Origin of the sequence: Tatumella sp. JGM118 (assembly GCF_018257515.1) — a bacterium.
Taxonomy (GTDB): Bacteria; Pseudomonadota; Gammaproteobacteria; order Enterobacterales; family Enterobacteriaceae; genus Tatumella; species Tatumella terrea.
The window spans coordinates 30,147-48,931 of record NZ_JAERJR010000012.1; the positions used below are offsets into that span (position 1 = coordinate 30,147).

Consider the following 18,785-nt stretch of genomic DNA (forward strand, 5'->3'; position numbering starts at 1 on the left):
ATGAATCCGACAGAGTTGCTGGTGAATTCTGATCACAGAAACAGGCAGAAAATAAAAAGGAAGTTAACTCGTTATAAATCCCGGCTGATAATTATCACCCGCGGCTTAGCATCGCGGCAAATTCATTAAAATAATGTCATTAATCAGAGAACACCGTGGAAAATAATTTTCTGGATTATTATAACCGTGAGCTGACATTTATCCGCGAAATGGCCCGTGAGTTTGCGCAGAAACATCCGGGGATTGCGGCCAGGCTGGGAATGCAGGGAATAGAAGTCGCCGACCCGTATGTGGAAAGGCTGATCGAAGCGTTCTGCTTTTTATCCGCCAGAACCCGTATCAAACTGGATGCTGAGTTCCCCCGCTTCACTCAGCGATTACTGGATACGCTGTCACCGAATTACAATGCACCAACACCTGCGATGGGGGTCGTTCGCCTGTATCCCGACCCCGATACCGGTGATTTGACCCGCGGCTATACCCTTGAGCGCGAGAGCACCTTTATCAGCCAGCGGCTTCCGGAGAGCCAGACACGCTGCGAGTTTCGTAATAGTCAGCCGGTGACGCTTTGGCCGCTGGAAATTGCTGATGCCCGGCTAACCTCGGTACCACCGGATCTTCCGGCGATGACGGGAGAAGAATATGACATCAGCCAGTGTAAAGGTACCTTACGGTTACGACTCAGGCTGACCGGCGAGACCACTTTTTCGGCGCTAAAGGGGCTGGACCGGCTGCCGGTCTATATTTCCGGTGATGAAACTATCGTCTCGCACCTGTTTGAATTGCTGCACTGTCACCATCAATGGGTCATTATGCCCTCTCCCCATGCCGGTACTCCTGCCACGATTATCACAGAGCAGCCACTGGTTCCTGAAGGTCTGGAACCGCAACAAGGACTGCTGCCTGCCAGCTGGAATATGTTTCACGGCCATACTTTGCTGCAGGAATATGTCTGTTGCCGCCAGCGCTTCTACTTCTTTACCCTGACCCGGCTGGCGGCCGGGCTGAAAAATAATCATACCCGCGAAGCCGAAATTATTGTTCTGCTGGACCGGTTACCGCAGGACCTGATTGCCCATGTCAGTGCTGCCCGCTTTTTACTGTTTTGTACCCCGGTCATTAATCTGTTTCCGAAACGGCTGGACAGGATCCCCCTCAACCGTTCACTGACGCAGTTTCATGCGGTGGCCGACCGCAGCCATCCCCTGGATTATGAGATCTTTTCTGTCAGTCGCGTGACCGGACTTCAGGCAGAAAACAGCGACGAGGTGGTATTTACCCCCCTGTATCACACCCGTCATGCGGATCACGGAAACTACGGACGCTATTTCTCTCTGCAACGTGAAGTCCGCCAGGGACAGGACGACAGCCGCTATCTGACCCGCCATGCCTACCCGGGGACAGAAACGTATATTTCGCTGGTAGATCAACATGAAGCCCCTTACGGCGATACTCTGCGCTACCTGTGGGTAGATGCCCTGGTCACTAACCGTGATCTGCCGTGCACACTGGCTGAACATGCCCGCTTCCGTCTGACCCTGCCGGAAGATGTGCCGGTAAGTCAGGCGGAGTTTGTCAGTACGCCGTCGGACCCGCGGGGTTCTTTTGCTGTCGGCGAAGCCGCCTGGCGACTGATTTCCCAGCTCAGTCTGAATTATCTGCCTGTCGGTGAAATGTCCGGGTCCAGCGGAGCCGGTGTTCTGCGCGATATTTTACGATTATTCACTACCCGTTCAGACCCGGAAACCGCCAGGCAGATAGAAAGCCTGGTCAGCTGTACGACCGAACCGGTGATCCGCCGGCTGGGCGGGGAAGGCCTGTTGATTTATGGCCGCGGGATCCGCTGTCGACTGACCGTCGATGAGACGGGGTTTTCCGGCCTCAGCCCTTATTTATTCGGACTGATTATGGAAAATTATCTGTCCCGTCATGTGGCGATCAATATTTTTACTGAAACCGAACTGTATTCAGTACAGCGCGGACGGGTCGCTGACTGGCCGGCTCGCCCGGGACGGCGAGGGATCCTATGACCCCTGAGTTTCCGCCGGATAACGGCCTGAGCGAATGGTACGAATGTTCAGCCCCCTGGAAGAGTGGCTTTTTCAGCCTGATGCGGGCTATAGCCGCCCGTCATCCCCGCTCACCCGCCCCGGGCACCGCACGACTGCCGTCCCGGGAACCGGTCCGGCTCGGACAGCAGCCCGGCATGATCTTTCCCCCGCGGGAGATTGCCAGCCTGAATGACAACAACGGGACACTGAAGATCGATCTGTTCTGGCCGGGAGTCTGGGGCCCCAACAGCGTCTTTCCGCTACACCTGTCAGAACAGGCCTATTTCTGTACGACCCGTCAGGACTATGGCCTGAGTGATTTCGCGGATATTTTTCACCACCGGGCCTTGTCACTGTTTTACCGTGCATGGTTTCTGTGTCAGGACACGGCCACCCTGGACGACCCGAAAAATGAACGGTTCTCTTTTTACCTCGGTTGTCTGACGGGGTTTGCACCGGTGACAGGGGGATCGTCCCCGTTACCCCGCCATGCTCAGCTGGCGTCCGCCCCGCATCTGGTCAGAGAAGCCCGTTCACCCGATGGCCTGACCGGGAGCCTGCAACATTACTTTGACCTGCCCTTCCGACTGCAGGAATTCGTGCTGCAATGGATTGAGTTAGCCGAAGAAGACCAGAGCCGTCTCGGGATAAAAAAGGGCGCCTGCCGGCTGGGGGAAGGCGCCATCCTCGGGAGTACGGTGCATGACCGCCAGCATAAATTCAGGCTCATTGCGGGCCCGCTCACCCTGCAACAGTATCTCTCGTTTACCCCCGGCGGCGAGGATATGCCGGTGTTACGTGAATGGGTGAGGTGTTTTACCGGGGTGGAATACAGCTGGGATGTACAGCTGGTACTGGCGGCCAGCCAGGTTCCGTTGGTGCAACTGGATGGACGCCATCGGTTAGGGCATGCCGTCTGGCTGGAAAGAGAAAACACAACTCAGCCACTGGCCGGGATGTGCTTCGAACCGGAAAATTTTTCCGGAGACTCAGGGGCAGAAGATTGATGGGACAAACAGGGGTTCAGACTGCAACACCGGAAAATGAGGATGCCTCACTGCTGACAGAAATCAGTGCCGATGCTCCTTGCGGGGTGGCCATCGATGAGAACCCGCAATTTCTGCTGTTACTGGCGGGACTGCAACCGAAAACCGATGCTCAGTATGGCGATTTTTATGAGCCGGCAGAGTCAGTGAACTGGTCAGAGACCGGGGCTGCGACGCAACGCTTATTGTGCCAGTGTAAGGATATCCGGTTACTCATTATCCTGATGCGCTGCCGTATCCGACTGACAGGGGCGGCAGCACTGACGAGCGGTCTTTCATTGCTACTGGCTCTGTTAGAAAAATGGCCGGACGATCTGCATCCCCGGTTGTTCGATGAAGAAGAGTTTGCTCCGCAACTGCGGGCTAATGCCTTTGCCGAACTGAATGACAGCCACGGAATACTGGCTGATATCCGCCAGTTACCATTACCGAAAACAGCGGAGGGCCAGCTAAGCGTCCGCGATGTCGAACAAGCCTGCGGCCCCCAGCCTGGAAAGGCACCTGTCGCTGCCCGGAGGCTCACCCTGTTACGTCAGCAATGGGCCAGCAGCGAGGACGCAACCTTCCGCGACTTATCTCAGGCTCATCACTATGCCGGCCGGTTAGTCACGCAGATACGGGATAACCTGGGCGATGACGCGCCTGATCTGACCGGTTTTCTCTCTCTGCTGGCCATATTTGCCCCGGCCAATCCCCTTCCGTCAGTCGTTCTGCCGGGTTCCGCCCCCCCGGAGACGGATATCCCCCTGCCCGCAGGCCCGGCAGGGCGTTCAGCCCCCTCCCTTCTGCCGTCCGGACAGCCTGCGGTGCCGGTCATTACCGACCGGCAGAGCGCCTGCGCCAGACTGGAAGAAGTGCGTCTCTGGTTCAGGGAAGCGGAACCCGGTAGCCCGGTGATCCCTTTACTGGCCTATGCCGAACGCAGTATTGGCCGAAATTTTTCTGAGCTGGTGGCGATGTATCCACCGGAAATCCTCTTATTACTGCAAGATAATTAAGGAAGAAAGATATGATATGGCGATCCCTCCTGCTCTCTCCTCTGCTTTTCGGCGCGGGAAGCGTACAGGCCTTTTGTGACTGGGAAAAAGGTAGCCCGGCAATATTGAGTGTGCCGGATCAGGTCATTACTATTGCTGCGGATGCGCCGGCGGACAGTTCTACCCCGATAGCGGCCTTTGAGACCCCGCGACTGGGTCATGATATTTTTTACACCTACTGTCTGGTCGGAACCGAAGTTGGCCGCAGGGTGATCGGGCTGGAGTCCTACAGCGCCCGCGACAAAACCTTCAAAACCAATATTCCCGGTATTGTCATCAAACCCCTTTGGACCAACGGCCTGCCCGGATGGGGAGGATTTCCCACCACCGTATATATGCCTCCCATGGATGACTCCGGGTACGTCTATTTCCGTTTCCCTGATGTTTCCGGCTACAGAGTCGAGTTTTATAAAGTGGCTGACAGCCTGCAGCTTAAAAACCCGGCCGGTGATCTCGTGCTGCCTCCCGGGCCGATTGGCTATTTTTATCTGATCGTCAGCGATGATCCGAATAATTACCTGAGTAAACTGAGCCTCAACGAAATTAAAGTGATCAGTACTCCGGTATGTACCCCCGACAGTGCGAAAACGGTCGATTTTGGTAAGGTCACGGCCAAAATGCTCGAGAACGGCGTCTCGGAAAAACTGGATTTTGCTATCAACTGTAAAAGTGATTATGGCAGTTACTCCGCCACAGCGTACATCACCACCGATACCCCCTCTTACGATGCCGCCAACATTATGGTGAAGGATGCCGGGGGTAGCAGTGGCCGTCTGAGGATCACCATCAAAGACAGCCAGAACCGGCCTTTGAGGGTGAATGGTAAAGAGGGTGAGCAAATCACCAGCACCCCCAGTCAGAACAACGCGGAGTTTCACTGGACGGCAGAACTTTCAGCCGCAGGCTGGTTCCAGCCTTCTGCGGGGACATTTTCTGCCAAGGCTGAAATTATTTTTGATATCACCTGACTGCGCATATTCGGGGGAGAGCTATGGCATACCCGCCAGCTATTTTTGTCAGTATCGCCAGTTACCGTGACCCGGAACTGATCCCGACACTGAAGGATATGATAAAGCATGCCTCGGCACCGCATGGCTTACATATCGCGGTGTGCTGGCAGGACGAGGAAGATTTTTCGGTTTTCATCGATGCCGGTTTTACTGTCTCCGGTGTGGCCGGGGCTCAGGACGTTCGTTTTTTTCACTTTGCCGGCGCCTCTGTCACGGTCATTTCCCGCCATTACCTTACCAGCGAAGGTGCCTGCTGGGCCCGCCATCTGTCGGAAACCTGTTATCAGCAGGAACCCTACTTTTTGCAGATAGACTCCCACTGCCAGTTTATTCGCGGATGGGATCAGCAAATGATCGCTTTACTGGAGTCGCTGAAGACGATCAGTCCGTTGCCGATCCTTTCCGCCTACCCGCCCGGCTACCGGCCCGGTGAGGATGAGATAACCGGCAGGCAGTCCTCGGTCAGCCGGATGATTTTCAGGGAGTTTACCCGGGAAGGAATACCGATGGCCGGGAGCCATGCGTTTACCGCCACCGCCCCGGAACGGGGCAGCTATCTGGCCGGTGGCTTTATTTTTGCCCCGGGCCGGTTTGTGCGGGATGTCCCGAACGACCCGCTCATCTTCTTTGCCGGGGAGGAAATTGCTATGTCGGTGCGGGCGTTTACTCAGGGATATGACGTGTATCACCCCCATATTCCCCTGCTCTGGCATTACTATCGGCGCGCGGAATGTGCGAAGATCTGGCAGGATCATAACGACGAGGCCAGACAACAGGGGACGATCCCCAGGGCATGGTGGGAGCGGGACCGGCTATCAAAGCAACGGATCTGTACCCTTCTCGGACTGAACGATGATGCGCAGGAGGTGGCGGCCCCCTACGGTCATGGCCACCAGCGAACGCTTCGACAGTTTGAATACCAGACCGGACTGCATTTGCGTCTGAGGGCGGTCCAGCCCGCCGTCACCGGCGATGAAAAACGAGCCTATTTTGCTGTCCCGCCTGCCGGCGATGCCGAATGGCTGGCGGCCTTTACGCTGTGGCATCACCAGAAAGTCACGCTGTCTCTGCCCGTAAGCACCGGCCCGGGGCCAGGTTACGAATTTTTCCGGTTGAGTGTCTATGACAGGGATAACCGGTTACTGTTCACCTGCCGTCTGCCTCCCTCAGACGGGGCGCCCGGGAAGGAACCGTCGGCGACCTCACTGTCGATCCGTTTTTCCACCCCGCCCTGCTGTTACCCGCAAACGTTGCGACTCTGCGGCTGGCAGCCCGGGGCCGGCTGGGGTGAACTGACGGAGCATCCCTGGTGAGCCGCGGGTCCTGTTTTAGTGAGCTGACCGCGTACGGCACAATGATCAGTGCCGGTGCGATCATCCCCTCGGTTTCCGCCCTGCAGCAGCGGCTGGCGGATCGGATGGCGGAGTTCAGCCGCTGCCTGACAGAGGAGCACGGTGATACAGATCAAAGCCGCTCACTTTGCCGACTGCTGCGTTATTTTCTCGACCAGCAGCTACAGCGCCACCGGCAACACTCCCCCTGCGGAAAGGTCCATGCCGCATGCGGGCCACAGGCTCCAGCCGACAGAGATTTACCGGCAGACATTTCTGAGGCCCTCCAGGCCTTACTGGCGGGCAGCGATAGCATACTCTTCCGTGACAGCTATCGACTGCTCTGCTTGCTTTCTGTGACGGGAAGCGGCGATAAAGCGCTGACTGACGCCTTTCTTGTCGCTTACCGGAAACGCTATTTTTCGTTACCGGACACAGAGCCTCTCCCTGCGTTCACCCCGCACGATGAGTTACCGGAGAGCAGAGGACAGCGGATCTGCCTTATCACCGGCCCCTGTGCCGGATACGGATTCAGCCGGCACGATACGACGGGCAGCCCCGGTAAAACCGTTCTGCGGATGGTGGTGACCGATCCACTGTTACTCAGCGAACGCCTCCGCTATTTATCAGAAACTTATCCGCAGGTCGCGCTTGATTGCGTTATTCCTCTGACGGGAGACGCTTACGGGAGTGACGACCTGCTGGCAGCCGCCTTTATCCGCTGGCGACATAGCCTGATCAGTGCCGGTAAAATACCGGCGGTCCGTTGTCAGCTGGTGATCTATGCCCGGCTCAGCCGCCAGCCTCCCCCCGGAGAGCCGCAGGGCGCGATCTGGGTGCGGACCCCTTCGGCGGCCGGCACCGGATCCTTTCCGCAGTTGCTGACACAACTGCATCAGCAATTACAGAGTGCGGCGCATTACGGCGACAGTGATGCCACAGCACGCGCCTGCGCGGTAAAACCGTTATCAGACTGGCTCAACGGAGATGAACTTTGCTCTTCATTGAGTGAATTATTTACCGATACTCCGTTACAACTGACGGAGTTGCTGCTGGCTGATATCTGTCAGGGCTTTCCCCGCCATGGCGGCTGGTCACACTGGCTGGCAGAACATTATTTGCTGTATCCGGCCCTGTCGCAGGCCACACCCTCCCTGCCATTGCCGCCTCCGTTGCCGGTCGCTTCCTTAACCGCAAAGTCACCCGCGCTTCCGTTCAGGCGGTCTGCCCGATGGCGTTACGCAGCACAGGGGCTGCTGTTATGCCTGCTACTGAGTGCCGCCCTGCTGCTTTCCCGTTCCCCCCGCCCCGGCCCTCCGGTAATGCCTGCTACGGCGGTCGCTCCGCTATCGCTGCCAGATCCCGGGGCTGGCTGGTTTGTGCCAGGCAGCAGCACGATCACCGGCACGCGTTATGCGACGCTGGCGGCGCTGTTACCGGTGCTGCGTCGTACGCCACAGTATCCGGTACTGATCGTCGGTTACACCGATAATACCGGTACACCGGCGGGTAACCGGACACTGTCCTTACGGCGGGCGGAAGCCGTCCGGGACTGGCTGGTGGCCAACAGTGAATTCCCGGCCAGCCATTTTATCGTTGAGGGTGCCGGTGAAACCCACCCGGTCACCCCCAACGACAGTCAGCAGGGACGCGCAGGTAACCGGCGGATCGAAATCATTCCCCTCATCCCTCATTTATTCCAGGTAAACAAAGACTATGACTAATAAACCCGTCACCTACCCGCTGCCGGAAGGCACATTTCTGACGCTCCCCCCGGATGCGGATTATTCGGTAAATATCCTGAAATATACCGATGACGAGAGCAGGCCCTATGAAGTGATCATCAACCGTGCTCAGCTGGCAGACGGCCAGACCGTGGAAGATTTTTATGAGATTCAGCAGCAGCGGATGCGGCAATTTACGCCCGGCTACACGCCGGAAGGCGAGATCCTCAGTCAGGAGCTCGGGCCGTCAAAGCTTCCGGTACTGCAGGCTGCTAACCGGTTTCTGAATAACGGTGAGTGGACAACGCAGATCCTGTCGGTCATCCGCCTGCCTTACGAGAGTTCACTCAATCCTTCACAGAGCAACCTGCTGATTTTTACCCTTGCCACGGCGGGGGAATTTACTGACAGCCAGCGCAAACATTATGTCAGGATCATGAACAGTTTTACTGCCGCAGAAACGCCGCTGGCGACGAGCGGCACGGTGGAGTAAGCCTGAGGCCTCCCTTTACCGGGGGGCACGTTATGCTTTTTGTCAGCCGGGGGAGCATTTCACCGGCGACAGGCTCCGCGCCAGTTTTTCTCGGTTAACGCCTCCCGGGTGACCCGTGCCCCCGGCCCGGGTTGTTGCGGAATTCATCCCGGGCTTCGTCACCCGATGAGGTCATTTCGGAAAGATGTGTTTCATTCTCCGGATACGGGATGGTCCGATCAGGCGTTGCCACAGGCCGGGGTGACAGACGCGCTCTCCTGACCGCCGGAAATCAGGCACAATTTTCGGGCGGGTTAGTTAATATCTTTTACTTTTAATTCCCCGTTATCTTTCCACACGGAAAAAGTCACACTATAACTATTACCATTTTCGATAATATGATTTTCTTTTATCCGTATTGCATTAACAGAGAATATATATGATTTACCCGGGGAAAAAGTAAAGCCGGCATCTGAAATGCATTTATCTGAAAATAACACTGGCGCATTATCAATAATGAATGTTCTGGCCATCAACTTTTCACTATTCCTGACCTCATTAATACTTAATGAAGTGATCCTTTCTCCCTGACTCCCCGGTGCAGTAATACACACCCTTCCACCGGCTACACTGACCTTCGCCCGATGAATTTCCGGGCGAGGATCATTTATATGGCAGGAGGTTAAAAAAAACAATAGAAATAAGCATGATTATTAATTTCATCATATCGCACTCTTATCACATTGATGCCAGGAATAGGTTATTATATAGCGAAAGAGTATTATTACCTGAAAAATCATTAAAACCTGCCTGACGACCGGTTTCATATTTCAGACGAATGCTCCCATAATATTTAAAGCAATAATATCTAGAAATAATCTGATTATCCGGACACGGTAAGCGGGAAGATCCTCTGTATTAATACGGTACGACGCAGATCGTACGGCGTGCAATAAGATATAGTACGTATGTGAGCTTTTTCACATAAATGTCAGAAGGTTAAGTCGTTTGCGAAAGAAACCGAGGTTTGCCGGAGGTACTGCGGCGGAAGAAGTCCGCAGAAAGTGCCCCTTTGAACCCGGGCTGGTTTTCCGTCAGGCGTCTCGTGTCGCGCCAGAAAAAACTGACTCCGGGTCAGGCCATCGCAGGGTGCCGATGCACCGAATTTCTGCCGTTTCCGCGGCATCGCCATCATCATATTTCATTCTTTCGGGCGGCCCCGAAAAAAGTCGCTTCTCCGCGTGTTTTCCTGTCCTGCAGACTCCGTTATCATATCCACCCTGTACTCGTGAAAGGAAATGTGGGTTGTGGCTTGCGAAGCTGCATTTTCACCCCTCTGCCGTTTGGCACGCTACACGTCAGCCTGCCGTTAACGGCAGGATTTCATGAGATCCCATGAGACAACGTGAAAACAATGATAATCATAAAATCACTTAACTCTCTAATTTTTATGATAATGGACATCTCAACACTATGAGTACCCTCGAAAATTTAGACTCTCACACCCCGATGATGCAGCAGTACCTGCGTCTGAAGGCGGAACATCCGGACATTCTGCTGTTCTACCGGATGGGCGACTTTTATGAGCTGTTCTTTGATGATGCACGGAAAGCATCGCAATTACTGGATATCTCGCTGACCAAACGCGGTGCTTCCGCCGGACAGCCTATCCCGATGGCGGGTGTGCCTTACCATGCGGTGGAAGGGTATCTGGCAAAACTGGTTCAGCTGGGGGAGTCCGTTGCACTCTGTGAACAGGTGGGCGACCCCGCCCTCAGTAAGGGCCCGGTCGAACGGAAAGTGGTCCGTATTGTGACCCCCGGCACGATCAGCGACGAAGCCTTGCTGAATGAGCGTCAGGACAATCTGCTGGCCGCCGTTTATGAAAGCCCGAAAGGCACGGGATTCGGGTATGCCACGCTGGATATCAGTTCCGGACGCTTCCTGCTGAGCGAGCCGGAAAATGCGGAAGCGCTGGCCGCTGAACTGCAACGGACCCATCCGTCAGAACTGCTCTATCCGGAAGACTTTGCTGCGATGCCATTAATCGATGGCCGTCGCGGTCTGCGCCGTCGCCCGGTCTGGGAATTTGAACTCAGTACCGCACGCCAGCAGCTTAACCTGCAATTCGGCACCCGCGATCTGCGCGGGTTCGGGGTTGAACAGGCGCTGCTGGCCCTGCCTGCCGCGGGTTGCCTGTTACAGTATGCCCGCGATACTCAGCGCACCTCCCTGCCGCACATCCGTGGGCTGAGTATGATACGCCAGCAGGACACCATCATTATGGATGCCGCGACACGTCGTAATCTTGAAATTACGCTGAATATGGCGGGTGGCACCGATAATACCCTGGCGGCGGTGATCGATAAGACGGTCACCCCGATGGGCAGCAGGATGCTGAAACGCTGGCTGCATATGCCCCTGCGTGATGCACAGGTGATCCGGGAACGTCAGAGCTGCATTGCCGAACTTCAGGACCTGAATGAGCAGCTCCAACCGCTGTTACACCAGGTCGGCGACCTGGAGCGTATTCTGGCCCGTCTGGCGCTGCGGACCGCCAGGCCGCGTGACCTCGCCAGAATGCGCCACGCCTTCCGTCAGTTACCGGAATTACAGGAAATCTTAGCCAATGCCGCCAGCCCGCGTCTGAAAACACTGGCGCAGCAAAGCGGCTTGTTTACCGGACTGCGAGAGTTACTTGAGCAGGCTATTATCGAAACTCCGCCGGTTCTGGTGAGGGACGGAGGCGTTATCGCGCCGGGGTACAATGAAGAGCTGGACGAGTGGCGGGCGCTGGCGGACGGTGCCACCGATTATCTGGATAAACTCGAAATCCGGGAAAGGGAGTCACTGGGGCTGGATACCCTGAAGGTCGGGTTTAATGCGGTGCATGGCTACTATATTCAGGTCAGTCGCGGTCAGAGTCATCTGGTGCCGATGCATTATGTACGTCGCCAGACGCTGAAAAATGCCGAACGTTACATTATTCCTGAGCTGAAAGAGTATGAAGACAAAGTCCTGACCTCGAAAGGCAAAGCCCTGTCGCTGGAAAAGGCCCTGTATGAGGCCCTTTTTGATCAATTATTGCCTTTTCTTGAGCCGTTACAGCAAAGCGCCAGTGCATTATCAGAACTTGATGTATTAACAAATCTGTCAGAACGTGCCATGACACTTAATTATTGCTGTCCGGTTTTACAGGACAGTGCCGGGATCAGTATCCGGGAAGGACGTCATCCGGTCGTTGAACAGGTACTTAAAGAACCCTTTATCGCTAACCCGCTGGCACTTTCGCCGCAACGACGGATGCTGATTGTCACCGGGCCAAATATGGGAGGGAAAAGTACCTATATGCGCCAGACGGCACTGATTGCCCTGTTAGCCTGGACCGGCAGCTACGTCCCGGCAGATGCGGTTACCCTGGGCCCGATCGATCGCATCTTTACCCGGGTCGGTGCCGCCGATGATCTGGCTTCCGGACGTTCGACGTTTATGGTCGAAATGACCGAAACGGCCAACATCCTGCACAATGCCACTGCCAACAGCCTGGTACTGATGGACGAGATTGGCCGCGGGACCTCGACTTATGATGGATTATCACTGGCATGGGCCTGTGCCGAGAATCTGGCCAACCGCATTAAGGCCCTGACCCTGTTTGCGACCCACTATTTTGAACTGACGGCCTTACCGGAAACACTGGAGGGTGTGGTCAATGTGCACCTGAATGCGATGGAGCATGGCGATACCATTGCCTTTATGCACAGTGTTCAGGAGGGCCCGGCCAGTAAAAGTTACGGGCTGGCCGTCGCGGCGCTGGCGGGTGTCCCTAAAGAAGTGATTAAACGTGCACGTCAGAAACTGCGTGAACTGGAGATGATTTCCGCAAAGGATACGCCGTCCCGTAGCGGGGGGCCACAGTTGCCACTGCTGGAAGCCGAGGTTTCGCCGGCGGTTGAAGCGCTGGAAGCGCTGGATCCTGACACTATGTCGCCACGTCAGGCACTGGAATGGTTGTACCGGTTAAAAGACCTGGTCTGAGGCCGGAAAAACGGCAAAAAGAAAGCAGCCTGTCGTGACAGGCTGCTCTCAGTTCATCCCTGAAAATGGTCCGTTACGCGATAACGTCCTGTTACTCGCGAAACAACGCTTCAATGCTAAGACCCTGTCCCTGTAAGATTTCCCGTAACCGACGTAAACCTTCCACCTGAATCTGGCGGACACGTTCACGGGTCAGAGAAATTTCCTGCCCGACATCTTCCAGAGTCGCGGCTTCATAGCCCAGCAGCCCAAAGCGGCGGGCCAGAACTTCACGCTGTTTCGGATTCAGTTCGTACAGCCATTTAACAATGCTCTGCTTCATATCATTGTTCTGGGTACGATCTTCAGGCCCGGTGTCATTGTCATCAGACAAAATATCCAGCAGTGCCTTATCCGAATCTCCCCCTAACGGGGTATCAACAGACGTTATGCGTTCATTAAGCTTCAGCATCCTGCTGACGTCTTCAACCGGTTTATCCAGTTCCTCGGCAATCTCTTCCGCACTTGGCTCATGGTCAAGCATATGGGCCAGTTCTCTGGCAGTACGGAGATAGACATTCAGCTCTTTCACGATATGAATCGGCAGACGGATGGTCCGTGTCTGATTCATAATGGCACGCTCAATGGTCTGACGGATCCACCATGTCGCATACGTTGAGAAACGGAATCCACGTTCAGGATCAAATTTCTCAACCGCGCGGATCAGGCCGAGATTCCCTTCTTCAATCAGGTCGAGCAGAGCCAGACCACGATTGCTGTAACGCCGCGAAATTTTAACCACCAGACGCAGGTTACTTTCGATCATACGGCGACGTGCTGCCACATCACCGCGTAAAGCCCGACGGGCAAAGAAAACTTCTTCTTCGGCAGTCAGTAGCGGAGAAAATCCAATTTCCCCAAGGTAGAGTTGAGTTGCATCCAGAACACGCTGAGATGCCGCCTGAGTCAGCTGCTCATCTTCTGTTACGTCATCATCTTTAGAGTCATTTGCTACTATTGCATTCTCATCAAAGGCTTCGTTGCCATTGTCGTCAAATGCATCTTCCTGTAACTCATTAACTTTAAGTGTATTTCGGTTCATCAATGGCTCCTCCCCTTATCCCGGACAGAGCCATCTCAGCCCTGCCTGTTATCGTTGCGGCAAATAGCGCAACGGATTGACGGATTTCCCCTTGTAACGAATTTCAAAATGCAGCCTGACTGAGCTTGTTCCTGTGCTCCCCATCGTTGCAATTTTTTGTCCTGCGCTCACTTCCTGTTGTTCGCGGACCAGCATCGTGTCGTTATGCGCATAAGCACTCAGATAATCGTCATTGTGTTTAATGATGATCAGGTTTCCATACCCTCTGAGTGCGTTACCGGCATAAACCACACGACCTGCAGCAGTAGCGACCACAGGTTGTCCCCGTGAGCCGGCAATATCGATCCCTTTATTGCCACCTTCGGAGGCCGAGAAGCTATCAATAATTTTTCCTTCTGTCGGCCAGCGCCAGGTAGTGATTGGCGCGGAGCTGACTGAAGTACTGCTTGCGGTCGGTGGAGTGACCGGTGCCGTGATAGGTGCCGAAGCACTGCCCACTACCGGTGATCTCGACGGTAATAGTTTACTGCCACTATTAACGGTGCTGTTTGTTTCGTCACCCGAATCATCAGAATACGTAATAACTGGTTGCCGCGCAACCTGCCTGACAGAAGGCGTAGCCGATGGATTTACAGAAGGTTGAGAGGAATCAGCGATTGAAATGGCATTCCCTCCTGTGATTGGCTGTCCGGAGCTATTACCCACCTGCAATACCTGTCCCACGTGGAGGGAATACGGGGCAGCGACATCATTCCGCTGCGCCAGATCACGGAAATCATTGCCGGTGATCCAGGCAATATAGAACAAGGTATCTCCGCGTTTTACGGTATAGGTCGGTCCGTTGTAGCTACCTTTAGGAATATTCCCATACGTCCGATCGTACACAATATGTCCGTTTTCGGTGCGTACCGGAGCCTGAACAGGTTCAGCGGTACGCTGTATCGGTTCAGCCGTACGCTGTATCGGTTCAGCCGTGCGCTGTACCGGACGCGTACTCATGCTATTCCCCGGGCCTGAGGGAACGGTACCGTTAAGGACCGGTGCTGCCGGCACCCGACCATAAGAGGCCGGTGCATCACTGGTATGCCCTCCGGCACTGCCGTTGATGGCAGAGATAGGCGCCTGGGTATTGTCACCGGAGCTACAGCCCGCCAGGGTTATCGCCGTAATGGTTAAAACTGCCAGACGGCGTAATGGAAATAATTGAAAAGTTGTGCTTCCCGTGCTCATCGTTCCCCCGGATAACAAAAGGAAGAGATATGACACCCTGCCGGCAGCAAGCCGTAAAAATCTGTACGTCCCGGCAAGGGTCACTATAAAGGCGGGTGTCGCTGACTGTCCTGCCAGCGACACGCTGCGCGACCTGTTTTCGTTTAATTCATCAGCCTGTCAGGCTAAGTCACCCTGGATAAGGGGGACAAAACGCACAGGCTCGATCACATCATCAATATACTCATCGCCTGAACGCTGAATACGTCGTAATACCTGTTGTTCATCGCCCACCGGCAATACCATCACGCCCTGCTCACTCAGCTGGCCGCATAACGCGGCTGGTATTTCAGGAGGTGCGGCGGTGACTATAATAGCATCAAATGGCCCGCGGGAAGGCCAGCCCAGCCAGCCATCACCATGGCGCGTCGAGATATTATGCAAATCCAGCTGCTTCAGTCGCCGTTTTGCCTGCCACTGCAGCCCCTTAATCCGCTCTACAGAATAAACATGATCCACCAGGTGGGCCAGGATTGCTGTCTGATAACCTGATCCGGTGCCGATTTCCAGCACCCGGGAATGCGGTGTCAGCCCGAGCAGCTCGGTCATCCGGGCCACCATATAAGGCTGGGAGATCGTCTGTCCGTAGCCGATCGGTAAGGCATTATTGTCCCATGCCTTATGTTCAAACGCTTCGTCAATGAAATGCTCACGGGGGACATCAGTAATGGCACGTAAAATATGCTCATCATGGATCCCCTGTTTGCGCAGTTGCGCAAGTAACATTTCAATGCGTTTGTTCAGCATGGCAGCGCGACCTCAGCATGCTCCAGCCAGTCGGCCAGCTTTTCCTGAGCAGGATGAGCGGTCAGATCAGCATCCAGAGCGGTAATTGAGATATATCCCTCTTCGATAGCGGCAAAGTCGGTGCCCGGGCCGGCATCCAGGGTGCCGCCCAGCGGACCTATCCAGTAAATGGTCTCGCCACGGGGATCCTGCTGGGTGATCACCTGGTCGGCCGGATGCCGGCGTCCGCAGCGGGTGACCCGGTAGCCTTTAATGTCTGACAACGGCACATCCGGCACATTAATATTCAGTACCCGTCCGGTCCGTAAGGGGACGCGCTGTAATGCCTGCAGAATGGCACAGGCAGCGGCGGCGGCCGTTTCGTAATGACGTTGCCCGTTTAAGGAAATGGCCAGCGCCGGCAGCCCCAGATGACGTCCTTCCATCGCCGCCGCTACCGTCCCGGAATAGATCACATCATCCCCCAGATTCGGTCCGGCATTGATGCCGGAAACAACGATATCCGGCTTCGGGCGCATCAGCGTGTTAACGCCCAGAAAAACACAGTCGGTCGGTGTGCCCATTAATACGGCAATATCGCCGTTGCTGTGGGTAAACGTCCGCAGGGGTGATTCCAGGGTCAGGGCATTGGAGGCCCCGCTCCGGTTGCGATCCGGGGCAACGACCTGCACCTCCGCCATTGTACGTAACGCACTGGCCAGAATCTGGATCCCCGGTGCGAACACACCATCATCATTACTCAGCAATATCCTCAATCACGCCTCCCTGGAGTAACAGTTCACGGACAACACTGGTCGCGAAACTGCCGGCCGGTAGCCAGAAATCCAGTTTCAGGGTGGCATCATCCTGCCACTGCCAGTGCATATTTTTCGGGACCACCAGCATTGCTCTGCGGGCCGCATCGGTTTTTTCTTTGCACAACAAGGCACAGAGCCCGGGGTTCTGGTCCAGGATTTGCTGTTCAAACCGTTTAGCGTCTTCCTGCGGACCGGCGTCACCGCGGCCAGCCAGCGGTGCCGTCAGGCGGAGTTCATGGCGACAGACACGCTCCTGCACGTCTTCCCGTTCATCGTCTTTGACGACAAACCAGCTGCCACGACCGGTCAGTTGCACACAATCACCGCGCATCAGCGTCTGCAGGTCACCCTGCGCCGCCAGTCGCGCGCTGGTGACCTGATTAAACATAGCACTTCGTGCAGCCGAGAGCAGTAAACTGCGCTTATTCCGATCGCGGACCGTAATTTCCCCACAGGCCCACTGGGTGACCATGGTCAGGTTGTGCCCGTCACGGCCGAATCGCTGCTCACCAAAGTAGTTGACGGCTCCGGCCTCAGCAATCAGTGCCAGTCGCTGTTCCGCTGCCTGCCGATCGCTGATGTCACGCAGGATCAGGCTGAACGCATTCCCGGCCAGTGCCCCGGTCCGGATTTTGCGTTTATGCCGCGAAACCTGCAGAATTTCACAGCCTTCCAGCTCGAAGCCACTCATATCGGGCATCTCTTTGCCTGGCAGCCGTAAACAGAATGTCTGTTCGGTCACCGCATGACGGTCTTTCATGCCGGCAAAGCTGACCTCGCGGGCCGGTATTTTCAGATAACGGGCCAGGGCATCGGCCACAAACCGTGTGTTGCATCCGGTTTTACGCAAACGCACCAGCAGTTGTTCCCCTTCGCCATCCGGCTGATATCCCAGGTCTTCTGTCACCCGGAAATCATCAGCGGTGGCACGGATCACCCCGGAAACCGATGGCCGGCCGTGCAGATACAGCAGTTCACTCATTTTCATCGGTCAGCTACCGTCAGAAGGGCCACCGCCTCACAGGCAATGCCTTCTCCGCGACCGGTAAACCCCAGCTTTTCTGTCGTGGTGGCTTTTACATTGACCTGGTCCATATGGCAGCCGAGATCTTCAGCAATGTTAATACGCATCTGAGCGACATGGGGCAGCATCTTAGGTGCCTGGGCAATCAGAGTGATATCGACATTGCCGATGTCATAGCCTTTCTGACGAATGCGGGACCAGGCTTCACGCAGCAGTCCGCGGCTGTCAGCGCCTTTAAATGCCGGATCCGTGTCCGGGAATAATTTACCGATGTCACCCATCGCCACGGCGCCTAATAAGGCATCGGTCAGGGCATGTAAAGCAACATCACCATCAGAATGGGCAATAAACCCTTGCTCAAAAGGAATTCTGACCCCGCCAATGACCAGCGGGCCTTCTCCGCCAAAGGCGTGAACATCAAAACCATGGCCGATACGCATCATGCGTTCTCCTCTGTCTGCCTGCGGGTTAAAAAGAAATCTGCCAGCGCCAAATCTTCAGGGCGGGTGACTTTGATATTATCACTGCGTCCCGGGATCAGTCGGGGATGGTACCCGCAATACTCCAGCGCCGACGCTTCATCGGTGATAGTGGCCCCGTCATTCATCGCCTGAAGCAGGCACTGCTTCAACAATGCTAACGGAAATAACTGGGGGGTCAGCGCATGCCATAGCGCCTCGCGATCGACCGTATGTTCAATCGCATTCCCCTCATGCAGGGCGCGTTTCATGGTGTCAGAAACCGGCGAAGCCAGAATCCCCCCGACCTTACTGTCAGCCGTCAGCGTCAGCAGACGTTGCAGGTCGTCCGGATGCAGGCAGGGCCGCGCGGCATCGTGCACCAGTACCCATTCCGTGTCGCCCGCCGCCTGCAGCCCGGCATAGACCGAATCCGCACGGGAGCCGCCTCCGGTAACCGTTATAATACGCGGGTCAGACGCCAGCGGTAACCGGTGGAACTGGTCATCATCCGGGTGCAAAGCCACCACGACTTTACTGACAGCAGGGTGGGTAAATAAAGAGGCGATACTGTATTCGAGCAGAGTACGCTGACCGAGAGTCATGTACTGTTTCGGACGATCGGACTGCATCCGGCTGCCGATACCGGCTGCCGGAACTACAGCAATCACATCCGGAAGGGATACGGTGCTTGTCATTGTTG

At 55.5% G+C, this 18,785-nt stretch carries 16 protein-coding genes; 8 read left to right on the forward strand and 8 right to left on the reverse strand.

Features of this window, described 5'->3' with window-relative positions:
- Positions 1 to 155 precede the first annotated feature (155 nt).
- The 7 genes from tssF to JK223_RS11760 are packed head-to-tail and all read left to right on the forward strand — an operon-like array spanning position 156 to position 8,692.
- Positions 156 to 2,030, forward strand: a complete 1,875-nt coding sequence (gene tssF / locus JK223_RS11730; RefSeq protein ID WP_212714363.1) for a type VI secretion system baseplate subunit TssF — start codon at positions 156 to 158, stop codon at positions 2,028 to 2,030.
- Positions 2,027 to 3,058 (forward strand): type VI secretion system baseplate subunit TssG, encoded by a 1,032-nt coding sequence (gene tssG, locus JK223_RS11735; RefSeq protein WP_212714364.1) that lies wholly within the window; start codon positions 2,027 to 2,029, stop codon positions 3,056 to 3,058. The genes tssF and tssG overlap by 4 nt, the downstream gene beginning before the upstream one ends.
- On the forward strand, positions 3,058 to 4,095 hold the full coding sequence (locus JK223_RS11740) for an ImpA family type VI secretion system protein (protein WP_249213603.1): 1,038 nt from the start codon (positions 3,058 to 3,060) through the stop codon (positions 4,093 to 4,095). The genes tssG and JK223_RS11740 overlap by 1 nt, the downstream gene beginning before the upstream one ends.
- Positions 4,096 to 4,106: 11 nt before the next feature.
- Entirely contained in the window at positions 4,107 to 5,102 is a 996-nt protein-coding gene (locus tag JK223_RS11745; protein WP_212714366.1) for a fimbrial protein, read from the forward strand.
- 23 nt (positions 5,103 to 5,125) lie between these two features.
- Positions 5,126 to 6,457: a GlcNAc-transferase family protein gene (locus JK223_RS11750; RefSeq protein ID WP_212714367.1), complete on the forward strand. Its 1,332-nt coding sequence runs from the start codon at positions 5,126 to 5,128 to the stop codon at positions 6,455 to 6,457.
- Positions 6,454 to 8,199: an OmpA family protein gene (locus tag JK223_RS17165; protein ID WP_212714368.1), complete on the forward strand. Its 1,746-nt coding sequence runs from the start codon at positions 6,454 to 6,456 to the stop codon at positions 8,197 to 8,199. Before JK223_RS11750 ends, JK223_RS17165 begins: the two co-directional genes overlap by 4 nt.
- A complete protein-coding gene (locus JK223_RS11760) occupies positions 8,192 to 8,692 on the forward strand; it encodes a DcrB-related protein (protein ID WP_212714369.1) in 501 nt (166 codons plus the stop codon). Before JK223_RS17165 ends, JK223_RS11760 begins: the two co-directional genes overlap by 8 nt.
- A gap of 293 nt (positions 8,693 to 8,985) precedes the next feature.
- Here JK223_RS11760 and JK223_RS11765 read toward each other — a convergent pair whose 3' ends face one another.
- On the reverse strand, positions 8,986 to 9,366 hold the full coding sequence (locus JK223_RS11765; protein WP_371813121.1) for a putative T6SS immunity periplasmic lipoprotein: 381 nt from the start codon (positions 9,364 to 9,366) through the stop codon (positions 8,986 to 8,988).
- A gap of 778 nt (positions 9,367 to 10,144) precedes the next feature.
- On the opposite strand from JK223_RS11765, the gene mutS reads away from it, so the two are divergent.
- Positions 10,145 to 12,706 carry a DNA mismatch repair protein MutS gene (mutS, locus tag JK223_RS11770; protein ID WP_212714371.1) on the forward strand — a complete coding sequence of 854 codons (2,562 nt, stop codon included), beginning with the start codon at positions 10,145 to 10,147 and terminating at the stop codon, positions 12,704 to 12,706.
- Between the two features lie 91 nt (positions 12,707 to 12,797).
- Here mutS and rpoS read toward each other — a convergent pair whose 3' ends face one another.
- From rpoS to ispD, 7 genes are all read right to left on the reverse strand, one after another.
- The gene (gene rpoS, locus JK223_RS11775; protein ID WP_212714372.1) at positions 12,798 to 13,787 is read right to left on the reverse strand and encodes an RNA polymerase sigma factor RpoS; all 990 of its coding nucleotides are present in this window, start codon (positions 13,785 to 13,787) and stop codon (positions 12,798 to 12,800) included.
- Positions 13,788 to 13,835: 48 nt separating this feature from the next.
- The gene (nlpD, locus tag JK223_RS11780; protein ID WP_212714373.1) at positions 13,836 to 15,017 is read right to left on the reverse strand and encodes a murein hydrolase activator NlpD; all 1,182 of its coding nucleotides are present in this window, start codon (positions 15,015 to 15,017) and stop codon (positions 13,836 to 13,838) included.
- A 159-nt stretch (positions 15,018 to 15,176) separates the two neighbouring features.
- Positions 15,177 to 15,803 carry a protein-L-isoaspartate(D-aspartate) O-methyltransferase gene (locus tag JK223_RS11785; RefSeq protein ID WP_212714374.1) on the reverse strand — a complete coding sequence of 209 codons (627 nt, stop codon included), beginning with the start codon at positions 15,801 to 15,803 and terminating at the stop codon, positions 15,177 to 15,179.
- Entirely contained in the window at positions 15,797 to 16,558 is a 762-nt protein-coding gene (gene surE / locus JK223_RS11790; RefSeq protein ID WP_212714375.1) for a 5'/3'-nucleotidase SurE, read from the reverse strand. The genes JK223_RS11785 and surE overlap by 7 nt, the downstream gene beginning before the upstream one ends.
- Positions 16,539 to 17,588, reverse strand: coding sequence for a tRNA pseudouridine(13) synthase TruD (gene truD / locus JK223_RS11795; protein WP_371813123.1), 1,050 nt, complete (start codon positions 17,586 to 17,588; stop codon positions 16,539 to 16,541). Before truD ends, surE begins: the two co-directional genes overlap by 20 nt.
- Positions 17,585 to 18,064: a 2-C-methyl-D-erythritol 2,4-cyclodiphosphate synthase gene (gene ispF / locus JK223_RS11800; RefSeq protein ID WP_305803617.1), complete on the reverse strand. Its 480-nt coding sequence runs from the start codon at positions 18,062 to 18,064 to the stop codon at positions 17,585 to 17,587. Before ispF ends, truD begins: the two co-directional genes overlap by 4 nt.
- Positions 18,064 to 18,780: a 2-C-methyl-D-erythritol 4-phosphate cytidylyltransferase gene (gene ispD / locus JK223_RS11805; protein WP_212714377.1), complete on the reverse strand. Its 717-nt coding sequence runs from the start codon at positions 18,778 to 18,780 to the stop codon at positions 18,064 to 18,066. Before ispD ends, ispF begins: the two co-directional genes overlap by 1 nt.
- Between the last annotated feature and the right edge of the window lie 5 nt (positions 18,781 to 18,785).